This is a genomic window from Paraburkholderia sp. GAS38 (assembly GCF_050434965.1).
In the GTDB taxonomy this organism is placed as follows: domain Bacteria; phylum Pseudomonadota; class Gammaproteobacteria; order Burkholderiales; family Burkholderiaceae; genus Paraburkholderia; species Paraburkholderia phenazinium_A.
Genome location: NZ_JBNDJO010000001.1, coordinates 58,857 through 79,994, shown reverse-complemented (window position 1 = coordinate 79,994; position 21,138 = coordinate 58,857). Strand labels below are relative to the sequence as shown.

General features: G+C 63.5%; 22 protein-coding genes and 1 pseudogene. 9 read left to right on the top strand and 14 right to left on the bottom strand.

The window, feature by feature from the left end; translation table 11 throughout:
- Window positions 1–222 precede the first annotated feature (222 nt).
- The gene (locus tag P3T42_RS00365; protein ID WP_012433318.1) at window positions 223–1,155 is read left to right on the top strand and encodes a LysR substrate-binding domain-containing protein; all 933 of its coding nucleotides are present in this window, start codon (window positions 223–225) and stop codon (window positions 1,153–1,155) included.
- 58 nt (window positions 1,156–1,213) lie between these two features.
- Here the strand turns inward: P3T42_RS00365 and P3T42_RS00360 are convergent, their stop codons facing one another.
- Window positions 1,214–2,632 carry an 8-oxoguanine deaminase gene (locus P3T42_RS00360; protein WP_074301653.1) on the bottom strand — a complete coding sequence of 473 codons (1,419 nt, stop codon included), beginning with the start codon at window positions 2,630–2,632 and terminating at the stop codon, window positions 1,214–1,216.
- Window positions 2,633–3,240: 608 nt separating this feature from the next.
- Here P3T42_RS00360 and uraH point away from each other — a divergent pair.
- The 4 genes and pseudogenes from uraH to P3T42_RS00340 all read left to right on the top strand — a co-directional run.
- Complete coding sequence (gene uraH, locus P3T42_RS00355; protein ID WP_429304849.1) at window positions 3,241–3,594, top strand: hydroxyisourate hydrolase; 354 nt, start codon at window positions 3,241–3,243, stop codon at window positions 3,592–3,594.
- A gap of 337 nt (window positions 3,595–3,931) precedes the next feature.
- A complete protein-coding gene (locus P3T42_RS00350) occupies window positions 3,932–5,125 on the top strand; it encodes a urate hydroxylase PuuD (protein ID WP_074299510.1) in 1,194 nt (397 codons plus the stop codon).
- A 274-nt stretch (window positions 5,126–5,399) separates the two neighbouring features.
- A complete protein-coding gene (locus P3T42_RS00345) occupies window positions 5,400–5,669 on the top strand; it encodes a helix-turn-helix domain-containing protein (protein WP_429304848.1) in 270 nt (89 codons plus the stop codon).
- Window positions 5,666–6,223 (top strand): annotated as a pseudogene (locus P3T42_RS00340) (HipA N-terminal domain-containing protein); the annotation flags it as partial. The gene P3T42_RS00345 and the pseudogene P3T42_RS00340, both read left to right, overlap by 4 nt.
- A 121-nt stretch (window positions 6,224–6,344) precedes the next feature.
- Here P3T42_RS00340 and P3T42_RS00335 read toward each other — a convergent pair.
- The 10 genes from P3T42_RS00335 to P3T42_RS00290 all read right to left on the bottom strand — a co-directional run bounded on the left by P3T42_RS00335 (window position 6,345) and on the right by P3T42_RS00290 (window position 15,407).
- Window positions 6,345–6,857, bottom strand: a complete 513-nt coding sequence (locus tag P3T42_RS00335) for an ureidoglycolate lyase (protein WP_429304847.1) — start codon at window positions 6,855–6,857, stop codon at window positions 6,345–6,347.
- Window positions 6,857–7,867, bottom strand: coding sequence for an allantoicase (alc, locus tag P3T42_RS00330; RefSeq protein ID WP_074299519.1), 1,011 nt, complete (start codon window positions 7,865–7,867; stop codon window positions 6,857–6,859). The genes P3T42_RS00335 and alc overlap by 1 nt, the downstream gene beginning before the upstream one ends.
- A gap of 103 nt (window positions 7,868–7,970) precedes the next feature.
- Entirely contained in the window at window positions 7,971–8,492 is a 522-nt protein-coding gene (uraD, locus tag P3T42_RS00325) for a 2-oxo-4-hydroxy-4-carboxy-5-ureidoimidazoline decarboxylase (RefSeq protein ID WP_074299521.1), read from the bottom strand.
- Complete coding sequence (puuE, locus tag P3T42_RS00320) at window positions 8,489–9,439, bottom strand: allantoinase PuuE (RefSeq protein ID WP_429304846.1); 951 nt, start codon at window positions 9,437–9,439, stop codon at window positions 8,489–8,491. Before puuE ends, uraD begins: the two co-directional genes overlap by 4 nt.
- A gap of 233 nt (window positions 9,440–9,672) precedes the next feature.
- Entirely contained in the window at window positions 9,673–10,458 is a 786-nt protein-coding gene (locus P3T42_RS00315) for an aspartate/glutamate racemase family protein (RefSeq protein WP_429304845.1), read from the bottom strand.
- A 23-nt stretch (window positions 10,459–10,481) separates the two neighbouring features.
- On the bottom strand, window positions 10,482–11,966 hold the full coding sequence (locus tag P3T42_RS00310) for an NCS1 family nucleobase:cation symporter-1 (protein ID WP_429304844.1): 1,485 nt from the start codon (window positions 11,964–11,966) through the stop codon (window positions 10,482–10,484).
- 346 nt (window positions 11,967–12,312) lie between these two features.
- Window positions 12,313–13,029: a GntR family transcriptional regulator gene (locus P3T42_RS00305; RefSeq protein ID WP_074299529.1), complete on the bottom strand. Its 717-nt coding sequence runs from the start codon at window positions 13,027–13,029 to the stop codon at window positions 12,313–12,315.
- Window positions 13,030–13,341: 312 nt separating this feature from the next.
- The gene (gene ldcA / locus P3T42_RS00300) at window positions 13,342–14,268 is read right to left on the bottom strand and encodes a muramoyltetrapeptide carboxypeptidase (RefSeq protein WP_074299531.1); all 927 of its coding nucleotides are present in this window, start codon (window positions 14,266–14,268) and stop codon (window positions 13,342–13,344) included.
- A 27-nt stretch (window positions 14,269–14,295) separates the two neighbouring features.
- Window positions 14,296–14,820, bottom strand: a complete 525-nt coding sequence (gene tadA, locus P3T42_RS00295) for a tRNA adenosine(34) deaminase TadA (RefSeq protein WP_429305238.1) — start codon at window positions 14,818–14,820, stop codon at window positions 14,296–14,298.
- A 173-nt stretch (window positions 14,821–14,993) separates the two neighbouring features.
- Entirely contained in the window at window positions 14,994–15,407 is a 414-nt protein-coding gene (locus P3T42_RS00290) for a DnaJ family domain-containing protein (protein ID WP_074299536.1), read from the bottom strand.
- Window positions 15,408–15,671: 264 nt separating this feature from the next.
- On the opposite strand from P3T42_RS00290, the gene P3T42_RS00285 reads away from it, so the two are divergent.
- The 3 genes from P3T42_RS00285 (at window position 15,672) to P3T42_RS00275 (ending at window position 18,471) form a co-directional block, all read left to right on the top strand.
- Window positions 15,672–15,896: a hypothetical protein gene (locus tag P3T42_RS00285; protein ID WP_429304843.1), complete on the top strand. Its 225-nt coding sequence runs from the start codon at window positions 15,672–15,674 to the stop codon at window positions 15,894–15,896.
- Window positions 15,897–16,014: 118 nt separating this feature from the next.
- The gene (locus P3T42_RS00280) at window positions 16,015–17,379 is read left to right on the top strand and encodes a hypothetical protein (RefSeq protein ID WP_429304842.1); all 1,365 of its coding nucleotides are present in this window, start codon (window positions 16,015–16,017) and stop codon (window positions 17,377–17,379) included.
- The gene (locus P3T42_RS00275) at window positions 17,380–18,471 is read left to right on the top strand and encodes a phosphoserine transaminase (RefSeq protein ID WP_429304841.1); all 1,092 of its coding nucleotides are present in this window, start codon (window positions 17,380–17,382) and stop codon (window positions 18,469–18,471) included.
- Between the two features lie 13 nt (window positions 18,472–18,484).
- On the opposite strand, the gene P3T42_RS00270 is transcribed toward P3T42_RS00275, so the two are convergent.
- The 3 genes from P3T42_RS00270 to P3T42_RS00260 form a co-directional block, all read right to left on the bottom strand.
- Entirely contained in the window at window positions 18,485–18,751 is a 267-nt protein-coding gene (locus tag P3T42_RS00270) for a hypothetical protein (protein WP_429304840.1), read from the bottom strand.
- Between the two features lie 18 nt (window positions 18,752–18,769).
- Complete coding sequence (locus P3T42_RS00265) at window positions 18,770–18,946, bottom strand: hypothetical protein (RefSeq protein WP_429304839.1); 177 nt, start codon at window positions 18,944–18,946, stop codon at window positions 18,770–18,772.
- A 111-nt stretch (window positions 18,947–19,057) separates the two neighbouring features.
- The gene (locus tag P3T42_RS00260) at window positions 19,058–20,143 is read right to left on the bottom strand and encodes a nitrilase-related carbon-nitrogen hydrolase (RefSeq protein WP_429304838.1); all 1,086 of its coding nucleotides are present in this window, start codon (window positions 20,141–20,143) and stop codon (window positions 19,058–19,060) included.
- A 113-nt stretch (window positions 20,144–20,256) separates the two neighbouring features.
- On the opposite strand from P3T42_RS00260, the gene P3T42_RS00255 reads away from it, so the two are divergent.
- The gene (locus P3T42_RS00255; protein ID WP_429304837.1) at window positions 20,257–21,135 is read left to right on the top strand and encodes a LysR family transcriptional regulator; all 879 of its coding nucleotides are present in this window, start codon (window positions 20,257–20,259) and stop codon (window positions 21,133–21,135) included.
- Window positions 21,136–21,138: the final 3 nt, after the last annotated feature.

Sequence of the window (21,138 nt, the reverse complement as noted above, 5' to 3'; positions counted from 1 at the left end):
GCAACGAGGCGGCGCGCCCCGGACGAATGCGCCGTTCCTGCCTGTTGGTGAAATGACAATACCTAATTCGACCCTGTCAGTCGAGCCGCCAAAATTCCCCGCAAACCCGCGCCAGAGCGTGCTGTGCGGGTATCCCTCTCTTGACGCATCTTTGTGTTCATATTAAAAGTCATATACCCCAAGGTCCGTTCGATCAGCCAGAACATATATTTCGGAGAAGTCATGAGCCAGCAACGCGAGGCGATCGACACATATTTATTGCGCGTCTTGCATACCCTGTTGATGGAGCGCAGCGTGACGCGCGCGGCCGTCAAACTCAATCAGTCCCAGCCCGCCATTAGCGCGGCGCTGCGGCGTCTGCGCGACATCACCGGCGACCCGCTGCTGGTGCGCGGCAAGTCCGGCATGGTCCCGACCGAATACGGGCTGCGTCTGCTCGAACCGGTGCAAAACGCCCTGCGCGAAATCGAGCGCATCAAGTTTCAGCAGCACAATTTCGACCCGGCCACTTCGATCCGCTGCTACCGGATCGGCTGTCCCGACTATCTGAACGTGCTGTTCGTGCCAACTGTGGTCGAACGCTTCCGTCAGGCGGCGCCCAATGCGACGCTGGAATTTCATTCGCTCGGACCGGCGTTCGACTATGAACTGGCGCTCGAGGACGGCAAGCTCGATATCGTGGTCGGCAACTGGCCGGAGCCGCCCGAGCAGTTGCATCTGTCGAACCTGTTTGTCGACCAGATCGTCTGCCTGATGAGCAACGCGCATCCGTTCGCCAAGCGCGGCGGGTTGACGCTCGACCAGTATCTGAATGCTCCGCATCTTGCGCCTACTCCCTATTCGGTGGGCCAACGCGGCGCGATCGACGTTCACCTCGCGCGCGAGCGCCTGAAGCGTCATGTCGTCGTGACTCTGCCGTACTTCAACCTTGCGCCGTATGTGCTGATCAAGTCGGACCTGATCTTCACGACGACGCGGCTTTTTGCGGACTACTACGCGAAGTTCCTACCCCTCACCGTGGTGCCCGCGCCGCTGGATTTCCCGCCGATGCAGTACTACCAGCTGTGGCACGAACGGGTTCACTACTCCGATGAAGTGCGGTGGTTGAGAAGCCTGGTCGCCGAGGCGACCAAGACCCTGATCGACAAGCCTTAAAGTCCTGCAGGCCCGCGCCACAGGACGCGGGCGTCAGGTTCTGCCCGGCTTACGCCTGTCAGGCAGCAGCCTGATACAGCGCTTTCGCCAGACGGTTGTGCTGCTCGATCACCGGGCCCAGTTCAAGCGTCGCCAATTGCCCGTCCTTCACCACCACCTTCCCGCCAATCACGCTATACGACACCTGCGACGGTGCGCAGAACACCAGCGCGGCCACCGGATCGTGCAAGGCGCCGGCAAACAACGGCTGACGCAAGTCGAACGATACGAAATCCGCCGCCATGCCTGGCGCCAGCGCGCCGATATCGTCGCGGTTGAGCACCTTCGCGCCGCCCAGCGTCGCGATCTCCAGCGCCTCGCGGGCGGTCATCGCGTCGGGACCGAAACCGACCCGCTGCAGCAACAGCGCCTGGCGCACTTCCGCGACCATCTGCGCGCCGTCGTTCGACGCCGAGCCGTCCACGCCGAGTCCCACCGGCACTCCCGCGAGCCGCATCCGCTTCACCGGCGCAATGCCTGAGGCGAGGCGCATGTTCGAACACGGGCAATGCGCGACGCCCGTGCCGGTCCGTGCGAACAACGCGATCCCGGCGTCGTCCAGTTGCACGCAGTGGGCATGCCACACGTCGTGCCCCACCCAGCCCAGGTCCTCCGCATACTCTGCCGGCGTCATGCCGAACTTCTCGCGGCTATAAGCAATATCGTTGACGTTCTCCGCCAGGTGCGTGTGCAGCGATACGCCATATTGACGCGCCAGCACCGCCGATTCGCGCATCAGATCGCGACTCACCGAAAACGGCGAACACGGTGCGACCACCACGCGCAGCATCGCGTACCGTCCCTCGTCGTGATACGTCTCGATCAGGCGCTGCGTGTCCTTCAGAATCTCCGGTTCACGTTCCACCACCGAGTCGGGCGGCAAGCCGCCGTCCTTCTGCCCCACGCTCATGCTGCCGCGGGCGGCATGAAAGCGCATGCCGATCCGGCGCGCGGCCGCAATGCTGTCGTCGAGCCGGCTACCGTTCGGGTAGATATACAGATGGTCGCTCGAGGTCGTGCAGCCCGAGAGCAACAGCTCGGCCATCGCAGTCAGCGTCGAGACTTCGATCATCTCCGGCGTGAGATTCGCCCACACCTTATAAAGGTTGGTCAGCCAGCCGAACAACTCGGCGTCCTGCGCGGCGGGAATTGCCCGCGTCAGGCTTTGATACATGTGATGATGCGTGTTGATCAGACCCGGTATCACCAGGTGCCCACGCATATCCAGCACTTCGTCGGCCGTTTGCGGCAGCTCCGCCGTCGGTCCGACTGCGACGATCCGGTTGTCCTCGATATACAGGCCGCCGTCGCGCAACTCGCGCCGGGCGCCGTCCATCGTGACCAGCACGTCTGCGTGCTTCACCAGCATCGTTTTGCCGCGCTTCCCTGCGCTTGCGCCTGTGTCTGCGCGCGTACCTGCCTGCTGTTCCATCGTCATTCGTTTTCTCCGCTTTGATTGCCGCCGTTGCGGCGCGCCATCGTGCAGGCTGGCCGCAGCGGCGAGGCTGATGCCGGCTGTGCCGGTACGCCCTACCGTGTGCAAAGTCGTTCGAACGCGATGCGACGGACACGCCACCGCGCCGCCGCGTCCGTTCGAACGCCGTTGGCCCGGTTACCCAGCGTGCTACGCCGTCTTCGGGGTGCGCGGCATTGCTGCTGCGCACAGGCGTAACCTTCGACGGCCAAAATAACGCTGACAACTCACGCCGTTGCGATACCCAACCTCACACAGCCGATATAGTGGGCTTTTTTGGCACCGGTAGGATCGAGACAACCGGTCATAGGGCGCTCACGACCGCGTGACAAGGGTTTGCGCGGAGTGTGCTAAGCATGGCGACGAGTCTTACAGCGGGCTGTCATGTGTCAGCGATTATCTTTCCTATCGCTCGTGCGCGGACGGGAACATCCTTTTTACAATGGCTGCCACGGCGCTCGCTTCAATTCGCCGACGGGTATGTAGCCACTGACGTGGAGCCTCGATCCGCCGCAACGTATTCCGGATCGGGCCGCCGCCGAAACCTCGCATTCACATAAGGAAAATTGCGAATGGGAAAGCTCACTACCCATGTGCTCGACACCGCCAACGGCCGTCCCGGCGCGGGCATCAAGGTCGAACTCTTCGCGCTCTCGGGCGACGCGCGCCGCGCGCTGAAAACCACCCTCACCAATGACGACGGCCGCTGCGACCAGCCGCTGCTCGAAGGCGACGCGCTGGTCGCGGGCGAATACGAACTCGTGTTCGGCGCCGGCGACTACTTTGCTTCGATCGGCACCAAGGTCCCCGAGCCGCGCTTCGTCGATCGTGTCGTGCTGCGCTTTGGCGTGGCCGACGCCGGTGCGCACTACCACGTGCCGCTGCTGGTGTCGCCGTGGTCGTACAGCACCTATCGGGGCAGCTAAGACGTCACTGAGAGGCGACAGAGACGCCACGGCGTACAGGATGGACACCGGGCCGGGCTCATGCCTGACCGACTTCGCCACCGCTGCATTTCGCAGATGCCTGGAGACACCTGCGAAGCGCAGCGCAAGGCGAACTGCCCTGCATGAGGCCCATCGCTTTGACCCATCGGGGCAAATCAGGAACCGCAATACGGCGCTGTGCGAACTGAGCGCACCGCGTCCCTTAACAGCAGTTTGTGCGCATGGCGCATGACGGGCCGGATGACCGGATCGTCATTGAACCGGCATCGAGCCGCCGCCCGCCGCGCAAACAACGAATCAGAAGTGGAGGAGTGTCATGGAAGGCTTTATCACTGACTGGCTGAACCTGGCCTTGCGCTGGTTTCACGTCATCGCCGCGATCGCCTGGATCGGCGAATCGTTTTATTTCGTCGCGCTCGACAACAGCCTGAAACCGCCGACGGACCCGAACCAGCGCAGGCGCGGCGTGTTCGGCGAACTGTGGCACGTCCACGGCGGCGGCTTCTACAACATGCAGAAGTACACCGTCGCGCCGCCGGAAATGCCGGATGACCTGCACTGGTCGAAGTGGCCGTCGTACACCACGTGGCTGTCGGGCGCGAGTCTCTTCACGGTGCTGTATCTGTTCTCGCCGAGCACCTACCTGATCGACAAGAACGTGCTGGACATGGGCCCGGTGGTGGCGGTGTTCTCCGCACTAGGCTTTCTCGCCGCCGGCTGGATCGTCTACGACTCGCTGTGCCGCGTGCTGGGCAACAAGGACAAGGTGCTGGGCATCTGCGTGGGCGCTTACGTGCTGATCGCGGCATGGCTCGCGTGCCATATCTTCGCGGGCCGTGCGGCGTACCTGATCGTCGGCGCGATGCTTGCAACGATCATGTCGGCCAACGTGTTCTTCGTGATCATTCCGGGCCAGCGCAAGATGGTCGACGCCATGCTGAAGGGCGACACGCCGAACCCGATCTACGGCAAGCGCGGCAAGCAACGCTCGGTGCACAACACGTATTTCACGCTGCCGGTGGTGTTCGCGATGCTGTCGAACCACTACGCGATGACGTACACGAACCAGTACAACTGGCTCGTGCTGGCGATGATCATGATGGCTGGTGCGCTGATCCGTCAGTTCTTCGTGATGCGTCACCGTGGCCAGGTGCTGTGGTATCTGCCGCTGGTCGGGATTGCGCTGATGTTCGGCGCCCTCTTCTGGACGATGCCGAAGCCGGTCGTGCCGCAAGCCGAAGCCGCCAATGCGCCGACGCTGAAAATCGGCGACATCGCACCGATCCTGCAGCAACGCTGTGCCGCATGCCACTCTGCGCATCCTACGTTGATGGGCAGCGCACCGTCGGGGGTGATGTTCGACACACCGGATGAGATCTCGCAGAACGCGCAGCGCCTCTATCAGCAGGCGGTGACGCTGAAGGCGATGCCGCTGGGGAACGTGACGCATATGACGGATGATGAGCGTCAGAAGATTGCGGCATGGTTCCAGGGCGGGGCGTTGAAGTAAGTTACTGGGGTTGGTAGTAGGTGAGTAGCGGGCTTTTCGTGTGAGCGGAAGGCCCGTTTTTCTTTGGGTGCAGCGAGCGTATCAAGCGTCATGTCGAGCGGCGTCCGGGCTCACAGACGACATGCGCTCACTCATAATTGTATCCCTCAGGCTACAAAATTCGCCATTTTACCCAAAAATGTAGCCCGAAGGACACAATCGTTATATTGTTATTTGTGCCTTCTGGGCTACAATATTGCTTGGTTACCGCAAATATGATGCCCTGGGGCTACAAATGACTACACTCGCCGATGTCTCGGACATGCTAAAGGAAGTGCGTCGCGAAACCAGTCTGTCACAGCATGAACTGGCGCGGCGCGCCGGTGTTGCGCGAACTACCGTCGCACGCATGGAAACACTCGCGAAAAATGACATGAGCGTATCGGTACTCGTGCGTCTGCTCGAAGCGGCAGGCTACGATCTCAAGGTCGTCGCGCATGGTCATGGCCGCACGCTCGAGGATATCCTCGCCGAGCAACGCGCTACGTCGGGTCCCAACCAATGAGGCTCGATGTCCAGGTGCAAGGCCGAAAAGTTGCGACGCTCTTTCGCGAGCGCGACGAATATGTCCTTCAATATGAAGCCGACGCTGCTCCGGGCGATTTCGTCAGCCTGACCATGCCTGTACGCCAGGAAGCATGGCGTTGGCCACGCGACCTGCATCCGTTCTTTCGCCAGAATCTGCCCGAAGGCTATTTGCTGAACCTGATCCGGGAACAATTTGGGCCCTTGCTCGACGGGACCGACTTGTCGCTACTCGCGGTGGTGGGTGCAATGGGAATCGGACGTGTCACCGTGACACCCGAGGGCGTCGCGCCCGGCACCGAGTTGCAGGCCCTGGATATCAAAGATGTCCTTCATGGCGACAACACCGCGGAGCATTTTGCCGCGCTGGTTCGCGATTACGCGCGCGCCGCCATCTCGGGTGCCGTACCGAAGTTCATCGCGCCGCAAAGAAGCTCGACGGAGCGCCCTGCCTTTGATGGTCCGCTTGGCAAACCCACGATTCGGACCAGCCGATACATCGTCAAAGGTTCGGACGAGAATACGCCGTTCCTTGCCAAACGCGGCCGCACGAAAAACTGATACTCAATACAAAAACGCCCGAGGCGGTTGCCCCGGGCGTTCTGTTCTTCCTGCGACCAACCCAGCCGCATCTCACACGTCATCCGCTACGCCATCAAACCGTCACCGCGCTCAATGCGTCCTCGGTCAACCACAGCGACTCGGCAAGATCCTGCTCGTTAAGATTGAGCCCGTCACCGCCACGATCCACCACGACGAAATCGCTCACATCGCCAAGCGCGATCAGTGGGTGATGCCACACGCCCTTCGCGTAGTTCACGCCCTGCCAGCCGCTCGTCACGAACGCGCGAATCTGCGCAGCATCGAGCTCGCCGGCCGGCGCCACGACGACGAGATACGGCTTGTCGTTCAGCGGCACAAACGCCTGACTGCCGAGCGGATGACGCTCGAGCATCTTCACCTCGAACGGCAGCACGCGCGGCTGGCCGCGAAACAGGTTCACCAGCGTGCGACCGCCCTCGTCCGTCACGTCCACCTTCGCGAGATCGTGATAGCGGATCGTGGTGCCGAGGTTGATCGGAATCTGCTTCGCGCCTTCGAGTTCGATCACGTCGCCGAACAGGGCGAACGCATCCTTCGTCAACGGTTCGATGGCGAGCGTTTTCATTATGCGAGCGTACCCCACAGACGCAGACGCGAGACACCGCCGTCCGGAATGATGTTAAAGCGCACGTGCGTCACCGGCCCGAGCGACGCGAGTTCGCTTTCGAAATAGTGCTGGTTGTCCATCTTCAGTTTCTGTTCGCCCAGCAGCACCGGCCAGAACATGGCTTGCGTGATCAGCGAGCTGTCCGTACCGCCCGTCACGTACGCCGCCTGGATCGAGCAACGGTCTGGATAGTTGCCCTTGAAGTGCGCCGTATCCACTTCGATCTTGCGGATCACGCCCGGTTGCGCCAGCGCGACGATCGCCCAGTCGTTACCCGGTTCGCGACGACGGCGCGTTTCCCAGCCGTCGCCCATATTGACACCACGACCCGGCATCAGGATCGTCGACGCAGCGCCGAAGTGCTGGTTGTTCGCGGCGACCAGATACGCGCCGTTTTCCATCGCGGCCAGATCGAACTGCTCGGTGCGGCTCGCGCCGGCCCAGTCCACTTGCGGCTGGCCGTAGACGCGCAGACGCGCAATCCCGCCGTCCGGGTAGATGTTCACGCGCAGGTGCGTGTACGCATTGGCGTCGCTGACTTCGTGATAGTGGTGGCTATTGCCTTGCAGCGTGGTCGACGGAACGATTTCGGTCCACTGGGTCGACTGGTTCGGCACACCGTCCACCACGCGTGCCGCCTCCACCGACGCCGCCGGCGGGAAATTGCCCGTGAAGTGGCTCGTATCGAGGTCGAGACCCTTGATCACGCCCGGACGCGCCAGCTTCACCACGCACCAGTCGTAACCGGTGGTGCGCTTGCGGCGCGTTTCCCAGCCGTCCATCCACTTGCCGTGATCGTCGTATTTGCCCGGAATGAAGACAGCAGGTTCCGGATTCAGCATCCGGTCCTTCGGCGCGAAGAAATCGTCGCTCGCCTCGAGCGCCTGCGCGCCGAGACGCGGGTCCGCCAGGTTCACATAGCGGCGCGTGAAGTCCGGGGCGTTAGGGTCGAGAATCGGGAGTGCCATCGTTGTCTTCCTTCCTGTCTAATAGTGCTAGAAAACGCTTCAGTTCGAGAGTCGCAACGCCGCATGACAAAGCTCGCGCGGGCATGCTGATCCTGACGCGCGGTTACGCGTCGATCAGGTCGTCGAGTCTGAAGCGCGCGATACGATAGATCTGGTCGAGGCTCGCGCGCAGTTCGTCGGCGCGGCTATTGTTCACGCGCGCTTCGAAGTTGGCGATGATGCCGTGGCGGTCATAGCCACGCACCGCGAGAATGAACGGGAAACCGAATTTCTCGCGATACGCCGCGTTCAGCCCCACCAGCTTGTCGAATTCTTCCTGCGTGCATTGGGACAGGCCCGCACCGCTCTGTTCGCGGGTCGACTCGGCCGTCAGTTCGCCGCGCACGGCAGCCTTGCCCGCGAGCTCCGGGTGGGCATTGATAAGCGCGAGCTGCTTCGTTTCGCCGGCCGTTTCGACCGCGTTCGACATTGTGTGATGCAAGGCGTCGATGCTGGCAAAAGGCCGTTGCCCGGCCGCGAGTTCCGCGACCCACGGCGAATGCTCGAAGATGCCCGACAGCGCTGCGACGAATGCGTCGGTCGAGATGCGGTTCAGTTGGTCCAGAGTGTATTGCATCGCCTTCATGCCGCAGCCCCGCGGTTGTTTTGTTGGTAAGGATGGTGTTCGCGCCAGTGCCGCGCAATGTCGACGCGCCGCGTGACCCACACGCGATCGTGCTGTTCGAGATGGTCGAGGAAGCGCTGCAGCGCGCGGAACCGGCCCGGGCGGCCCAGCAGCCGGCAGTGCATGCCGATTGAAAGCATCTTCGGCGCTTCGTCGCCCTCTTCATAGAGCACGTCGAACGCATCGCGCAGGTATGTGAAGAAGTGATCGGCGGTGTTGAAGCCTTGCGGGCTCGCAAAGCGCATGTCATTGGTATCGAGCGTGTACGGCACGATCAGTTGCGGCGTCTTCGCGCCGCCGCTGACCTCGACATCCATCCAGAACGGCAGGTCGTCGCCGTAGTAATCCGAGTCGTACAGGAAGCCGCCGTATTCGGCGACCAGACGGTGCGTATTGGGACTGTCGCGGCCGGTGTACCAGCCGAGCGGCCGCTCGCCCGTCACGCGTTCGATCGCTTCCATGCCGAGGCGCATGTGCTCGGCCTCTTTCTCCGGCGACACATCCTGATAGTGAATCCAGCGGTACCCGTGGCACGCAATCTCATGCCCCAATTCGACAAAGGCGCGCCCGAGATCGGGATGACGCTCGATCGCCATGCCGACGCCGAATACGGTCAACGGCAAGCCACGTTTTTCGAATTCGCGCAGGATGCGCCAGACACCCGCCCGCGAGCCGTATTCGTAGATCGACTCCATGCTCATGTGGCGCGCCGGATAGGCGGCCGCGCCGACGATCTCGGACAGGAACTGCTCCGAGCCCGGATCGCCATGCAGCACGCAGTTTTCACCGCCCTCTTCGTAATTCAGCACGAATTGCACCGCGACGCGCGCCCGTCCGGGCCAGTTTGCCTGCACCGGGTGGCGGCCGTAGCCGATCAGATCGCGTGGATAGTTCGAGTCGAGTGGCATGGTTTGACGAATGCGTGGTGACAAAACGGGGTGACGGAACTTGAGGAACCAGTGTAGCGAAAACACCCGGGTGCGCCCATACACCCGGGCAGATAGTGCGTGTCAGACGCAATGTATGTGCGCGGCCGGCCCGCACGGGCGTTCGGCCCCGCTCGCGCTAGCGTTTACCCGTCCTTGAGAGGCGTTTTCCGCATTCTCGCTGCTTAGCGAAGGTGCTGCCCGGTGTCCGCGTTTCACATCTGGCCGGCGCGGGAAACGCGGGGCGGCATCGGGTTTGGATTCGCCTCCGTCGGGCTGAAGGCTTCCAGCGCGCCGTCGTAGCGTTTCGCCAGCGGCCGCGCATAGTCGCCGCGCTTGGCGGTGGCAAGGCGCAGCGTCACCAGCGCCTCCACCCACTTCACCGCGGCCGTCACTCCTTCGACAACCGGCGCCCCCAGCGCGTCCTCGATCTCCGCACAGAGTTCGGCCATCCCCGCGCAACCGAGCACGATGGCGTCCGACCCGTCCTCTTCCAGCGCGCGGCGGCATTCGTCGAGAATGATGCGGCGCGCGGCGGATCCTGGCTGGTCCAGCTCGAGCACCGCGACATCGGTAGCGCGCACGTTGCGGCAAAAGCGCGTCATGCCGTAGCGCTCGGCAAGGTGCCAGGCCATGCCGCAGGTGCGTGAGAGCGTCGTCACGACCGAAAAGCCTGGCGCCAGCACACTGGCCGCGTGCATCGCCGCTTCGGCAATCCCGATCACGGGCCCGCGCGCCAGTTCACGTGCCGCATACAGGCCGGGGTCGCCGAAACACGCAATCACGTAACCGTCGCAGCCTTCGCGCTCGCCCGCCGCGATCTCGGCCAGCAGGCCGGGCGTGGCGAGCGCCTCGTCGTAATAGCCCTCGATCGACGGCGGCCCCATGGACGGACTCACCGCGATCAGTTCGGTCCCAGGTGCGACGACTTCCCGTGCGCAGCGCCCCATCGCCTCCGTCATGCGCACGGTGGTGTTCGGGTTGATCAGTTTGATACGCATCTCGAACTCCTGTTGCAGTCGGCTTACCGGATGGTCAAAGCGCGGTAGAACACGGCGCCGAGCGTCGCGCCGATGAACCACGAGAAATTGGCCATACCGTCGAGCGACGGCACCATCACGCAGATCACCGCAATCACCGCAGCGGGCAGCAAGGCGGCGACGGCCTTGTAATTCACACCGTTGCGATACCAGTACGCGCCCGTTTCGGACACGGTGTAGAGATCGTTCAGTACGATCTTCTGACGCTTCACCAGATAAAAATCAACAATCAGGACACCATACAAAGGACCGATGAAACTGCCCAGCACATCGAGCGTGTAGTGAATCACTGCCGGGTTGTTGAACAGGTTCCACGGCGTAATGAAAATCGACGCGACCGCTGCCAGCATCCCGCCCATGCGCCAACTGATGAACCGCGGTGCAACGTTGGAGAAATCGAAGGCCGGCGAAACGAAGTTAGCCACGATATTGATCCCGATCGTCGCAATCGTAAAGGTCAACGCACCGAGAATCACCGCGCTCGGATAGTCGATGCGGCCGACCGTTTCCACCGGGTCGGTGATCAACTGGCCGAACACCGGCAGCGTCGCGGCGGTCGTGACCACGGTCACCAGCGAGAAAGCGAGGAAGTTGACCGGCAAGCCCCAGAAATTGCCTTTCTTCACGCTGCGGAAGCTCTTGCCGTAGCGGGAGAAGTCGCCGAAATTCAGCATCGGTCCCGAGAAATACGACACCACCAGCGAGATTGCCGTGATCATCACCGGCACCACTTCGAGCCCGTGATATTTGACGCCGCCCAGGTTGATGCCAATGTTCTGCCAGCCCGCGCGCCACACCATATAGCCCGCAAGGACGAACATCACCACGTACACGGCCGGCCCGGCGAAATCGATAAACTTCTTGATCGTCTCCATGCCGTGCCAGAACACCAGGGCCTGCAGCACCCATAGCAACATGAAGCCGCACCAGCCGACTGTGGAAAGTCCCATGAACCCATGACGATGCACGTCCGCGTAGGGCAGCAGTTGCGGGAAAAATTTCAGCAGCACGATCACCAGTGCACTCGACGCGAGATACGTCTGAATGCCGTACCACGCGACGGCGATCAGGCCGCGAATCACTGCGGGAATGTTCGCACCGAGCACGCCGAACGTCGCGCGACAGGCGACCGGATACGGCACGCCGTTCTGCTGGCTCGGCTTGGCAATCAGGTTGCACAACAGGTTGACGATGGTAATGCCGACCAGCAGCGCAATCAGCACCTGCCAACTGGTGAGACCGAGTGCGAACAGACTGCCGGCGAACACGTAACCGCCCACGCTGTGTACGTCTGACATCCAGAACGCGAAGATGTTGTACGCACTCCAGCTCTGGTGACGCAGCGGCGCGAGGTCTTCGTTATAGAGGCGCTCGCTGTAGCCGGTAGGTATGCCGGGATCGGTAGCGGGACCTTCATCGTCGAAGGCGGGAATAGCGGGATTACGCGGTGCTGCACTGAACTGAGCCATGGTTCCTCCTTGAGTATGGGGACCGTCGATTGCAAAACGACGGGCAATGCATCCGACACGCACGGCGCCCTTCCCGGCCGGGTTGGACTGCGCGCATCGCGGCTCCGCGGTTGTCTCCGTACTTATATGGACAACTAAGCACTTGTTGTTATCGCTTCGCCACCAGCCGCGGGCTCGCGCCGAAACGTTCTCGCGCTTACGCAGCCCCTTGCAGGCAGCCACGTGCAGATCGTATGGACGAGCTTCGCCACACCGCCTGTTCGCGATGATTCATCAGTTCCTGTTTAGTGCAGCGCGTAGCCGCGCTCTTTTTTGCGCGCGCCATCCAACGCGCGGGCGACTCACATCAGGCTGCCGCGGTCTTTCCCGGCCGTAAGCCGAACACTTCGTGCAGATCCGCTGCGCCGCGGGCCGGCCTGTCGAGCATCTTCAGTTCGACGCTTTGCAAATGGCGCGACATCAGGGCCGCCGCCTCTTTGGCATCGCCGGCGTCGAGCGCGGCGAGAATCGCTTCGTGGTCTTCGAACGAACACGGGCTGCGCCCGAGCGATTCGTACAAAGCCGAAATCAAGGTTGAACGCGCAACCAGTCCATTCAGGCAGTCGCACAACACCGTATTGCCCGTGAGCGAGGCCAGTGCCGTGTGGAACTCGCCGGAGAGGCGGATCCACGCAGAAAAATCGCGCGTTTCGAACGCCTTGCGTTCGCGGCCAATCATGCTGCCCATATTCTTCAGACGACGCGGACCATGTCCAGCGCAGATCCGCTCCACCACCGCCAGCTCGATGATGCGACGCATCTCGAACACTTCGTGCACTTCCTGCAGCGACGGACTCGCGACGAAGGCACCGCGGTTCGGCTCGAGATCGACGAGCCGGTCGGTCGCGAGAAGCGCGAGCGCCTGGCGGATCGGTCCGCGCTTGACGCCGAATACTTCGCACAACTGTGCTTCCGTGAGCTTGGCCCCAGGCGCGAGTCGATGCTCCAGGATCGCGGCGCGGATGCGCTCGGCGATCGCTTCGGGTTTCGAACCATTTGAGCCGGCTAGGGATGGGGTCGACATGATATGCGTTCCGTTATGGTGCCCATCATAGGATGGACACAATGATTGTCAACAATTTCAATATTGAATTTTCGACAATCGCAGACCAAGGCGATAGGCTGAGCCCATCGGGCCCGGCAGGTGGCTTGTCCAGCTTGGCCAGGCGCCTGATTCGTGGAAATCGGCCAGCTTTCTGGCGGCGGATTTTGTCAACAAAATCTGCATTCGCCACTTGACGGGATGTCCGTGGGCACCTCAAAAAATTGACCGTTAGTTGCGTTTTATGCCTGCAAAAAAGCGGGCCATGCCCGCTTCGCCCTGCCCCGTTCCCTGTCAGCCGAGGTGCGGATAACCGGACGCCGTCAGCCTGAAGCCATGCGCATCCGAGACGAGATGCGCGTCCGCGCCGACCGGCAGCGTCACCAGGTTCGGGATGTGCCCGAACTGCAACCCCGTGATCACCGGAATGCGGATCACCGAGCGCACGTGCTCGATCATCGCGTTCAGGTCGTAGCCGTTGTCGTACTCGAAGGGCTTGCCTCCCGAGAAGTCGCCGAGCACCAGCGCCTGCTGCCGCTCGAGAATCCCCGCCAGATGCAGTTGATAGAGTGCCCGTTCGAGGCGGAACGGCTGTTCGTTGACGTCCTCGACAAACAGGATGCCGCCCTCCACCGGCGGCATGTACGGCGTGCCGACCAGCGAGCTCAGCACGGCCAGATTGCCGCCCCACAGCATGCCGCTGACATCCACCGCCTGCGCTTGCGGCACCGTGCCCGTCACCGTCACGCTCGGCGCGGTCAGTGCCGACCAGAAATGCTGCGTCATGGGTTCGCTGAGATTTTCCGCGCCGAAGTCGCCCATCAGCATCGGGCCGGCGAAGGTTTTCAGGCCGGCACGCGCCAGTAGCGCCAACTGGATCGCAGTGAAATCGCTATGGCCGACGAACGCGACCGGCTGATCCGTCAGCCGCCGTTGCAAGCCCTCATAGTCGAGGCCATGCAGGATGCGCACCGCGCCATAGCCGCCGCGCACGGCGAGCACGATGTCAGGCAGCTTGCGCGACGGATCGGCCAGCCGGTTCAACTCGGCGGCACGCTCTCCGTCGGTCCCGGCGAAGCGCTGATAGCGACGCTCCGTGGCATTGACGCCCTCGACGCGATGCCCTTGCGCATGCAAGCGATGCAGCGCCCGGTGAATCGCTTCCGCGTCATGCGGGTAACCCGAAGGCGCGACCAGTTCGAAAGTGCGATGGGCGGTCATGATCGGCAGTGGTGGAGGGAATAGCTTTTAGAGTAGCTCAGCAGGCCCAGGTTCGCCCCTGGCAGCATCCCGCGCTTCGCGCACGGCACGCCGCCGGTCTGCGAAGAAAGATTTGAGCGCGGCGGCGCATTCGCTTTCCAGCGCGCCGCCCATCACCGTCGTGTGATGATTGAGTTGCGGATTGGCAAACGCGTCGACCACGCTGCCACACGCGCCGGTCTTCGGATCGCGGGCGCCGAACACCACCCGGGCGATGCGCGCATGCATGATCGCACCGGCGCACATCAGACAGGGCTCGAGCGTCACGTACAGCTCGCAGCCGGGTAACCGGTAATTTTCGAGGGCCTGTGCCGCCGCGCGCAGCGCGACCATCTCGGCATGGGCAGACGGGTCGTGTGCCCCGATGGGATGATTGAAGCCCTTCGCGATGACCTCGTCGCCGCGAACCAGCACGGCCCCGACCGGCACTTCGCCCGCCGCGCGCGCTTCCTCGGCGGCCGCCTGGGCCAGCTTCATGAAGTGAAGATCGCGCTCCGAGAAGGAGACGGGAATAACCGGGGGGGCGTCAACCGTTACAGCATGGCCAGACGCAGAAGATTCGCCGCCCTCGGCACAGGCGGGAACAGCGTGGGTGGTGTGTGAAGTGACTTCGCTAGCGGCAGGCTCGGGCGCATCGGATGAGGCCTTCGAACCTGCAAGCGCTGCGGGGTTCGCGAGCGGCTCGCTCACTGTGGCCCCGGCTCACCGGCAGATGCGCCGCCGACGCTGCCCGCGGCGCGTTCGGAGAGCCGCTCGGCAATCCGCCGGCAATACTCGCGCGGCAGGACCAGCGGGCCGCCGCGTAGCGATTCGAGCGCCATGTGAAGCGCGAGCATGCTTGCCTGCAGACGGCAACGGGTGGCGCGGTCGCTGACCGCGTTCAGTTCGTCCTGCAGGTCGCGCAGCGCCCGCAGTTGTTCGACGGCGGGTGGCACGAACCCGGCATTCTTCAGGATGCGGTTCGCGACGTGCACTTCCTGAGGAACCTGGACATCGTCCTCCAGTGCAAGCGCGGCGCGCCCTTCCGGCAAATCGTCGAACTCGCCGCGCGCTGCCGCGGCGGCTATACGTTGTTCAACTAACGCATCAAGCAATCTCATCTGCAGTCCACTACGTTGCGGCTCACGCATTCTATCAGGGAGCCAACCGTAAGACTCGGTCGGCAAGCTGACAATCCCCTCTGATTTTCGGATTCTGCGTATTTGAGGGGCGTAAGGTGCTGCGTTAGGGTCGTGTCTCCCGCGGTCGCCTCGCAGGTCGAAACTTGCGATTTGCTTTCGATCGCGACGACCGCCCCATCCTTGCTACTGCGTTGAGCCTTCTTTCTTATGCGAGTTAACCTTCTGCCAGAACCATCTGAACCGATGTCCTCATCCGACGCCCCGCTCGCCCTTGCGCGACCAAGCCAACGCGCCGTCGCGGCCGTCGTACCGGCTTTTCGCGCTCGAAGCGGGTCGTCACTTGTACGCGCGGTACTGGCGGGCGTCGTGCTGTGCGCCGCGCTCTCGGGATGCGGCGTGTTCTGCGGCGGCGCCGGCGGCAGCGGCGGCGCGCTCGCGGCAGGCTGCTCGACGGGCATGCGCTTCTAGCGCCGCCGCGTAAATTTCTGTAACGGGCGCACGAACGGTTGTAATCTGGATCTCGTGCGCGCCCACTATTCTTCGGACGCGCGCTGGCGCATCGCCACGACGCCCATCCCGCAGGAATATGACTCGAGATCCCGATCATTCAGCCGCGCCACCGGCCGAGGCAACGCAGGCTTTTCCGCTCGACCCGGCGCAACATCGCGCGCTCGCCGACGCAAGGCGTGCCGCCGGCGACGAACTCGGCGCCGTCGCTCACCTGATTGCCGCCCACACGCTCGACGCATACGCGAGCTGCTCCGCCGAAGCCAGCGTAGCGAACCTCTGCGACGTCGCCACCGGGTACTTCATGAAAGGCGATCACGACATCGCCGCCAGCTGGTATCAGCTCGTCCTCACGCTCGACCCGAACGTCGCGATTGCCTGCCAGAACCTGGCCGCGATCCACGCAGATGCAGGACGTACTGCAAAAGCGGACGCGTATCGGGAGCGCGCCTATCGCATCCAGCGCGTGTTCGTCGAGCAGGCGCCGGGCCATCTGCGCCGGGTGCTGGTGCTGTGTGCGGCGCGCGCCTCCGGCAACGTGCCGTTCGACGCGCTGCTGCCCGGCGCGATCAACTGCCGGATCAAATACGCCATCGACTACGCCGCCGACTCGGAAGACGCGCAGCTTCCGCCATTCGACCTGGTGTTCAATGCGATCGGCGAGCCGGATGTCGCGGCGCCGCTCGCGCGGCGGCTCGCCCGCTTCGTGGCGCACCTGGGTAGCCACGCCCCTCGCCCGCTGCTCAATCCGCCTGCCGCGATCGAGCGAACCGCGCGCGACCGGATCCCTCAGTTGCTCGGCGATCTGCACGACGTGCAAGTTGCGCACTGCATCCGTGTCGACACCCCGCTTGCCTCGCCCGCCACGCTTGCCGGCTTGCTGGCCGACCGCGGGCTGACCTTGCCGTTATTGGCTCGCCCTGCCGCCACGCACGGCGGCGAAGGACTGGCTCTCTGCGAGAGCGTCGCCGCGCTGGAGACAAGACTGCGCGAGAGCCACGGCCCGCAATACCTGACCGCGTTTCGCGACTACCGCTCGGCGGACGGCCACTACCGTAAGTACCGGATGATTTTCGTCGACCGCGAGCCGTTTCCGTATCATCTGGCCATCTCGCGGCACTGGATGGTCCACTACTTCTCCGCTGAGATGGAAGACCATGCGTGGAAGCTCGATGAAGAGCGGCGCTTCCTGCAGGATCCCGCCGCTGTGTTGGGCGAACGGGCGCTGCAGGCGATCGCCGCTATCGGCCGCCGGCTCGATCTCGATTACGGCGGTATCGACTTCACGGTGCTGCCCGACGGCCAGGTTTTCGTCTTCGAGGCCAACGCGACGATGCTCGCCCATTACGAGCGGCGCTCGGGCGCATTGGCCCACAAGAATCCCTTTGTCCAACATATCGTCGACGCGTTCGAACGGTTGATGAAGCGTCGCACGGCGGCTTGAATGAACGAACCCATGAATTTTTCCGGCGGCCCAGGCGCGTTGCCGGCCTCCGTGTTGCGCGAAACGCGCGACGCCATCGAAGCGCTGCCGGAGACCGGTCTCTCGGTGCTGGGCATGAGCCATCGCTCGGAGTGGTTTCGTAGCGTACTCGATGAAGCCGAGCGCAATCTGCGCGCACTGCTGGGCATCCCCGAGCACTATCACGTGCTGTTCATGCAGGGCGGCAGCAGCCTGCAGTTCTCCATGTTGCCGATGAATTTCCTGCGCGCGAGCCGCCGTCACGCCGAGTACATCGTGTCGGGCTACTGGAGCGCCAAGGCGCCAGTGGAGGCGCGCCTCGAAGGCGACACCCGCGTGATATGGGACGGCCGCGCCGATGGGTATCGACGGTTGCCGGCAGCCGGCGAACTGCCGCTCTCGCCGGAGGCCGCCTACCTGCATTACGTGTCCAACGAAACCGTCGAAGGACTCGAATTCGCCGATACGCCTGGCCTGCCCGGTGTGCCGCTGGTCTGCGACATGTCGTCCAATCTGCTCGCCGCCCCGCTCGACGTGGAACGCTACGCCATGATCTACGCGCACGCGCAGAAGAACCTCGGGCCCGCCGGCGTCACGGTGGTGATCCTGCGCGACGAGTTCGCGCGACGGGCAACGACGGGCTTGCCTACCCTGCTCGACTACCGCACGCATATCGACGCGCGCTCGGTCTACAACACGCCGCCCGTGTTCGCTATCTATGTGCTGATGCTGGTGACGCGCTGGCTGCGCGACGAGATCGGCGGCGTGCAGGCGATGGCTGCGATCAACCAGGCCAAATCCGACGTGCTGTACCGTGCGCTCGATGCCGATCCCGGCTTTTATCGCGTACACGGCGCCACGTCTTGCCGCTCGACGATGAACGTCGCGTTCCGCCTGCCCGATCCGCAAATGGAAACGCGCCTGCTGGAGAGCGCCCGGCGGGAAGGTTTTCATGGCCTCGAAGGCCACCGTTCGATCGGCGGCCTGCGCGCTTCGCTGTACAACGCGGTGACGCTGGAGGCCGTCACCGCACTCGCCGAATGGCTCGGCGAGTTTCGCCGCCGGGAAGCTTAAGCGAGGCGAGTCGTCAATTGGCGTTCACGTGCTGCTGCAGGAACAAGGCGAAGCCGTTCTGCGTCGTCGTGATCTTCTTGACGCACTCGTCGTAGTCCGAGGCCATCGAATGGTCCGGGCCGTACATGCCCTTGCATTGCGCGTACAGGGTGATCGTCGCGCCGCTGCCCTTCGCCACCCGCGCGGCCGAATAGACGGCGTGGCCCGAGCTGCCCGGCACGTCGGATTCGATCGCGAGCGCGTCCGCGCGGATCACCGGCTCTTCCGAATGCTGGGCCACGTAGGTCTTCGTCAGTTGCTAGGCCTGATCGCATTGGGCTTCGTCGCGGCAGCTCACCGTAGCGTTGGTTTGGGCCGCATCGAGACGGCGTTCGGAGTGGGCAAAGTCGTTGTCCTGTTGCGCCTGTTTGTCGGCGGACGACCCACAGGCCGTGAGAGCGAGCGTAGCGAGCGCGACGGCAATAATCGTTTTCACTGGTTGAATGTCCCAAGTCGAATTCGAGGGAGATTATAGACGGGTGCCGGAGCCGGTTGCAGTTGTCCGGACGACGCCGGAGACAGCGCCTCGCATTCGCTCGAGACGACGCTAGCGTGCCAGCCGGTTGCGCGCGACCTGCGCGAAACTGACGGCGATCGCGCCGCGTGCCGAAATGCCGCGCGGTTCGAAGCTGGCAGCATGGTGCTCCGCCTGACCGAGCGGCGCGTACAGATCCGGGCGACGGGCCTTGAGCCATTGATGCCCCGCGCTGCTATCGATCAGGCGCGGGTCGATTCTCGCCGAAACGATGGCGCATGCTTCATCTTTCGCGCCAGCACTCTCGGCCACGATACGGCCAGATGGGTCGACGATCATGCCAGTGCCCGAAGCGGGCTCGGCGTAGGCGTTGGCGGTTTCGTTGGCGTTGTCCAGCCCGTCGCTCAGTACGACGAACATACCGTTGTCGGCGGCGCGTGCGGGCAGCGACGCACGCAACCAGTGCGTTGCGCTGTCACCGGAGCGTCCGGCGCGCCCTGTCACGGTACGCGCGCCATCCGCCGCCGCATCACCATCACCCGCAAATCCGGCCACCACGCCGGCCGCACTATCGCGCTTGTGCCACTGTTCGGCCGACACCGGCTGCATCGCCCGAGCGCCGCCGCGCTGGGTGGCGTAACTGCGATGCGGAGCGACAAGCAGCGTCGCCCCCATGAGCGCCGTCATACGCACGTTCTCAACCAGATAGGCATCGCCACCAATCAGGACTCCAATACGAATGCCCCACACGGTATCGAAAACGGTGAAGCGGTCCCCGCTCACAATACGCCGATGCTCGAATGCATGCAGCTTACGGTGGCAATGCCGGATTCCGCCCGGCATGCATACCACGTAGCTATTGAAGAGTCGTCCATCCGGCGCACGCTCGATCAGGCCCACGCCGGCCGCCACACCCGTGCGCTCGACAGCATCCGCCACCGCGCCGAGCGAAGGCCCATCGAGCGGTTCAGCAAGCGCCTCGAGTTCATCGCGATGCAGCTTCGCGAAGCTGCCATAACCGGCCAGACAGGTCTCCGGAAAAACGACCAGGCCGATCGCCTCGCGAGCGGCCAGCGCCAGCGACTGCGCAACCCGCGCGACGTTTTGCGCGGCCTCGCCGCGACAGGACCGCAGCGGGACGGATGCAACGCGAAGCATGGGAACGGACAAGGATGACATCTCACGGCGTGGTAGACAGGAATGGCTCCATTGGACCGCTCGTCATTCGATAAGTAAAATGAATCTTCCGATACATTCGATTACCTTCTGGAATGGAACTCAAACTCCTGCGCGCCTTTCTCGCTGTCGCTGACCTGCGCCACTTCGGCCACGCGGCCGAGGTGCTGAACGTGAGCCAGCCTGCTCTCAGCAAGCAGATCGTCGCACTGGAAGACAGCCTGGGCGCGCGGCTCTTCGAGCGCGGCCGGCATGGCGCGGAGCTCACCACCTTCGGCTCGGGATTTCTTGCCGACGCACAGGCGCTGGTACGCGATGCGGACGAGATCCATGCGCGGGCACGCGAGGCGAGCAGCGGCAAGCGCGGTTTTTTGCGAGTCGGACTTGGACTGTCGACGCTGACGCTCGCGCCGCAACTGATCGCCGAGTTCCGCCGACGCCATCCGAACGTCAGCGTCACGCTGAACGACCTGTCGTCGGCGGAGCAAAGCAGGCGCTTGCTCGCCGGCAAGCTGGATATCGGGTTCCTGCGTTTGCCGGCGGATGCCGGGCTGGACGCCTTTCCGGTGCTGGACGAAGCACTGGCGCTGGCCGTGCCGCAACACGCGCGCTGGAAACGCGTCCCCGCCAATCTGGACGAATTGAACGAACTGGGGTTTATCGGTCTCGCGCGCGGCCGCGGGCCGGGACTCGCGGCGCAGATCGACCGCTGGTGCAGCGAGCGCGGCTTTGTGCCGCGCGTGATCCAGCAGGTCGACGACATCCAGTCGGTCCTCGCTGCCGTCGCGGCAGGGGTCGGCTCGGCGTTTCTCCCCTCGCGCACGCAATATCTGCTGCGCGATGCCCGCGTGCTGCCGTTACGCAATCCCGCCGCGCAATGGCAAGTCGGACTCACATGGCAGCACGGGCGGGATGATGCGGTAGTGATGCGCTTCGTTGAATTCGTGCGGGCAACGGTCAAATACCCGGCATGAGGA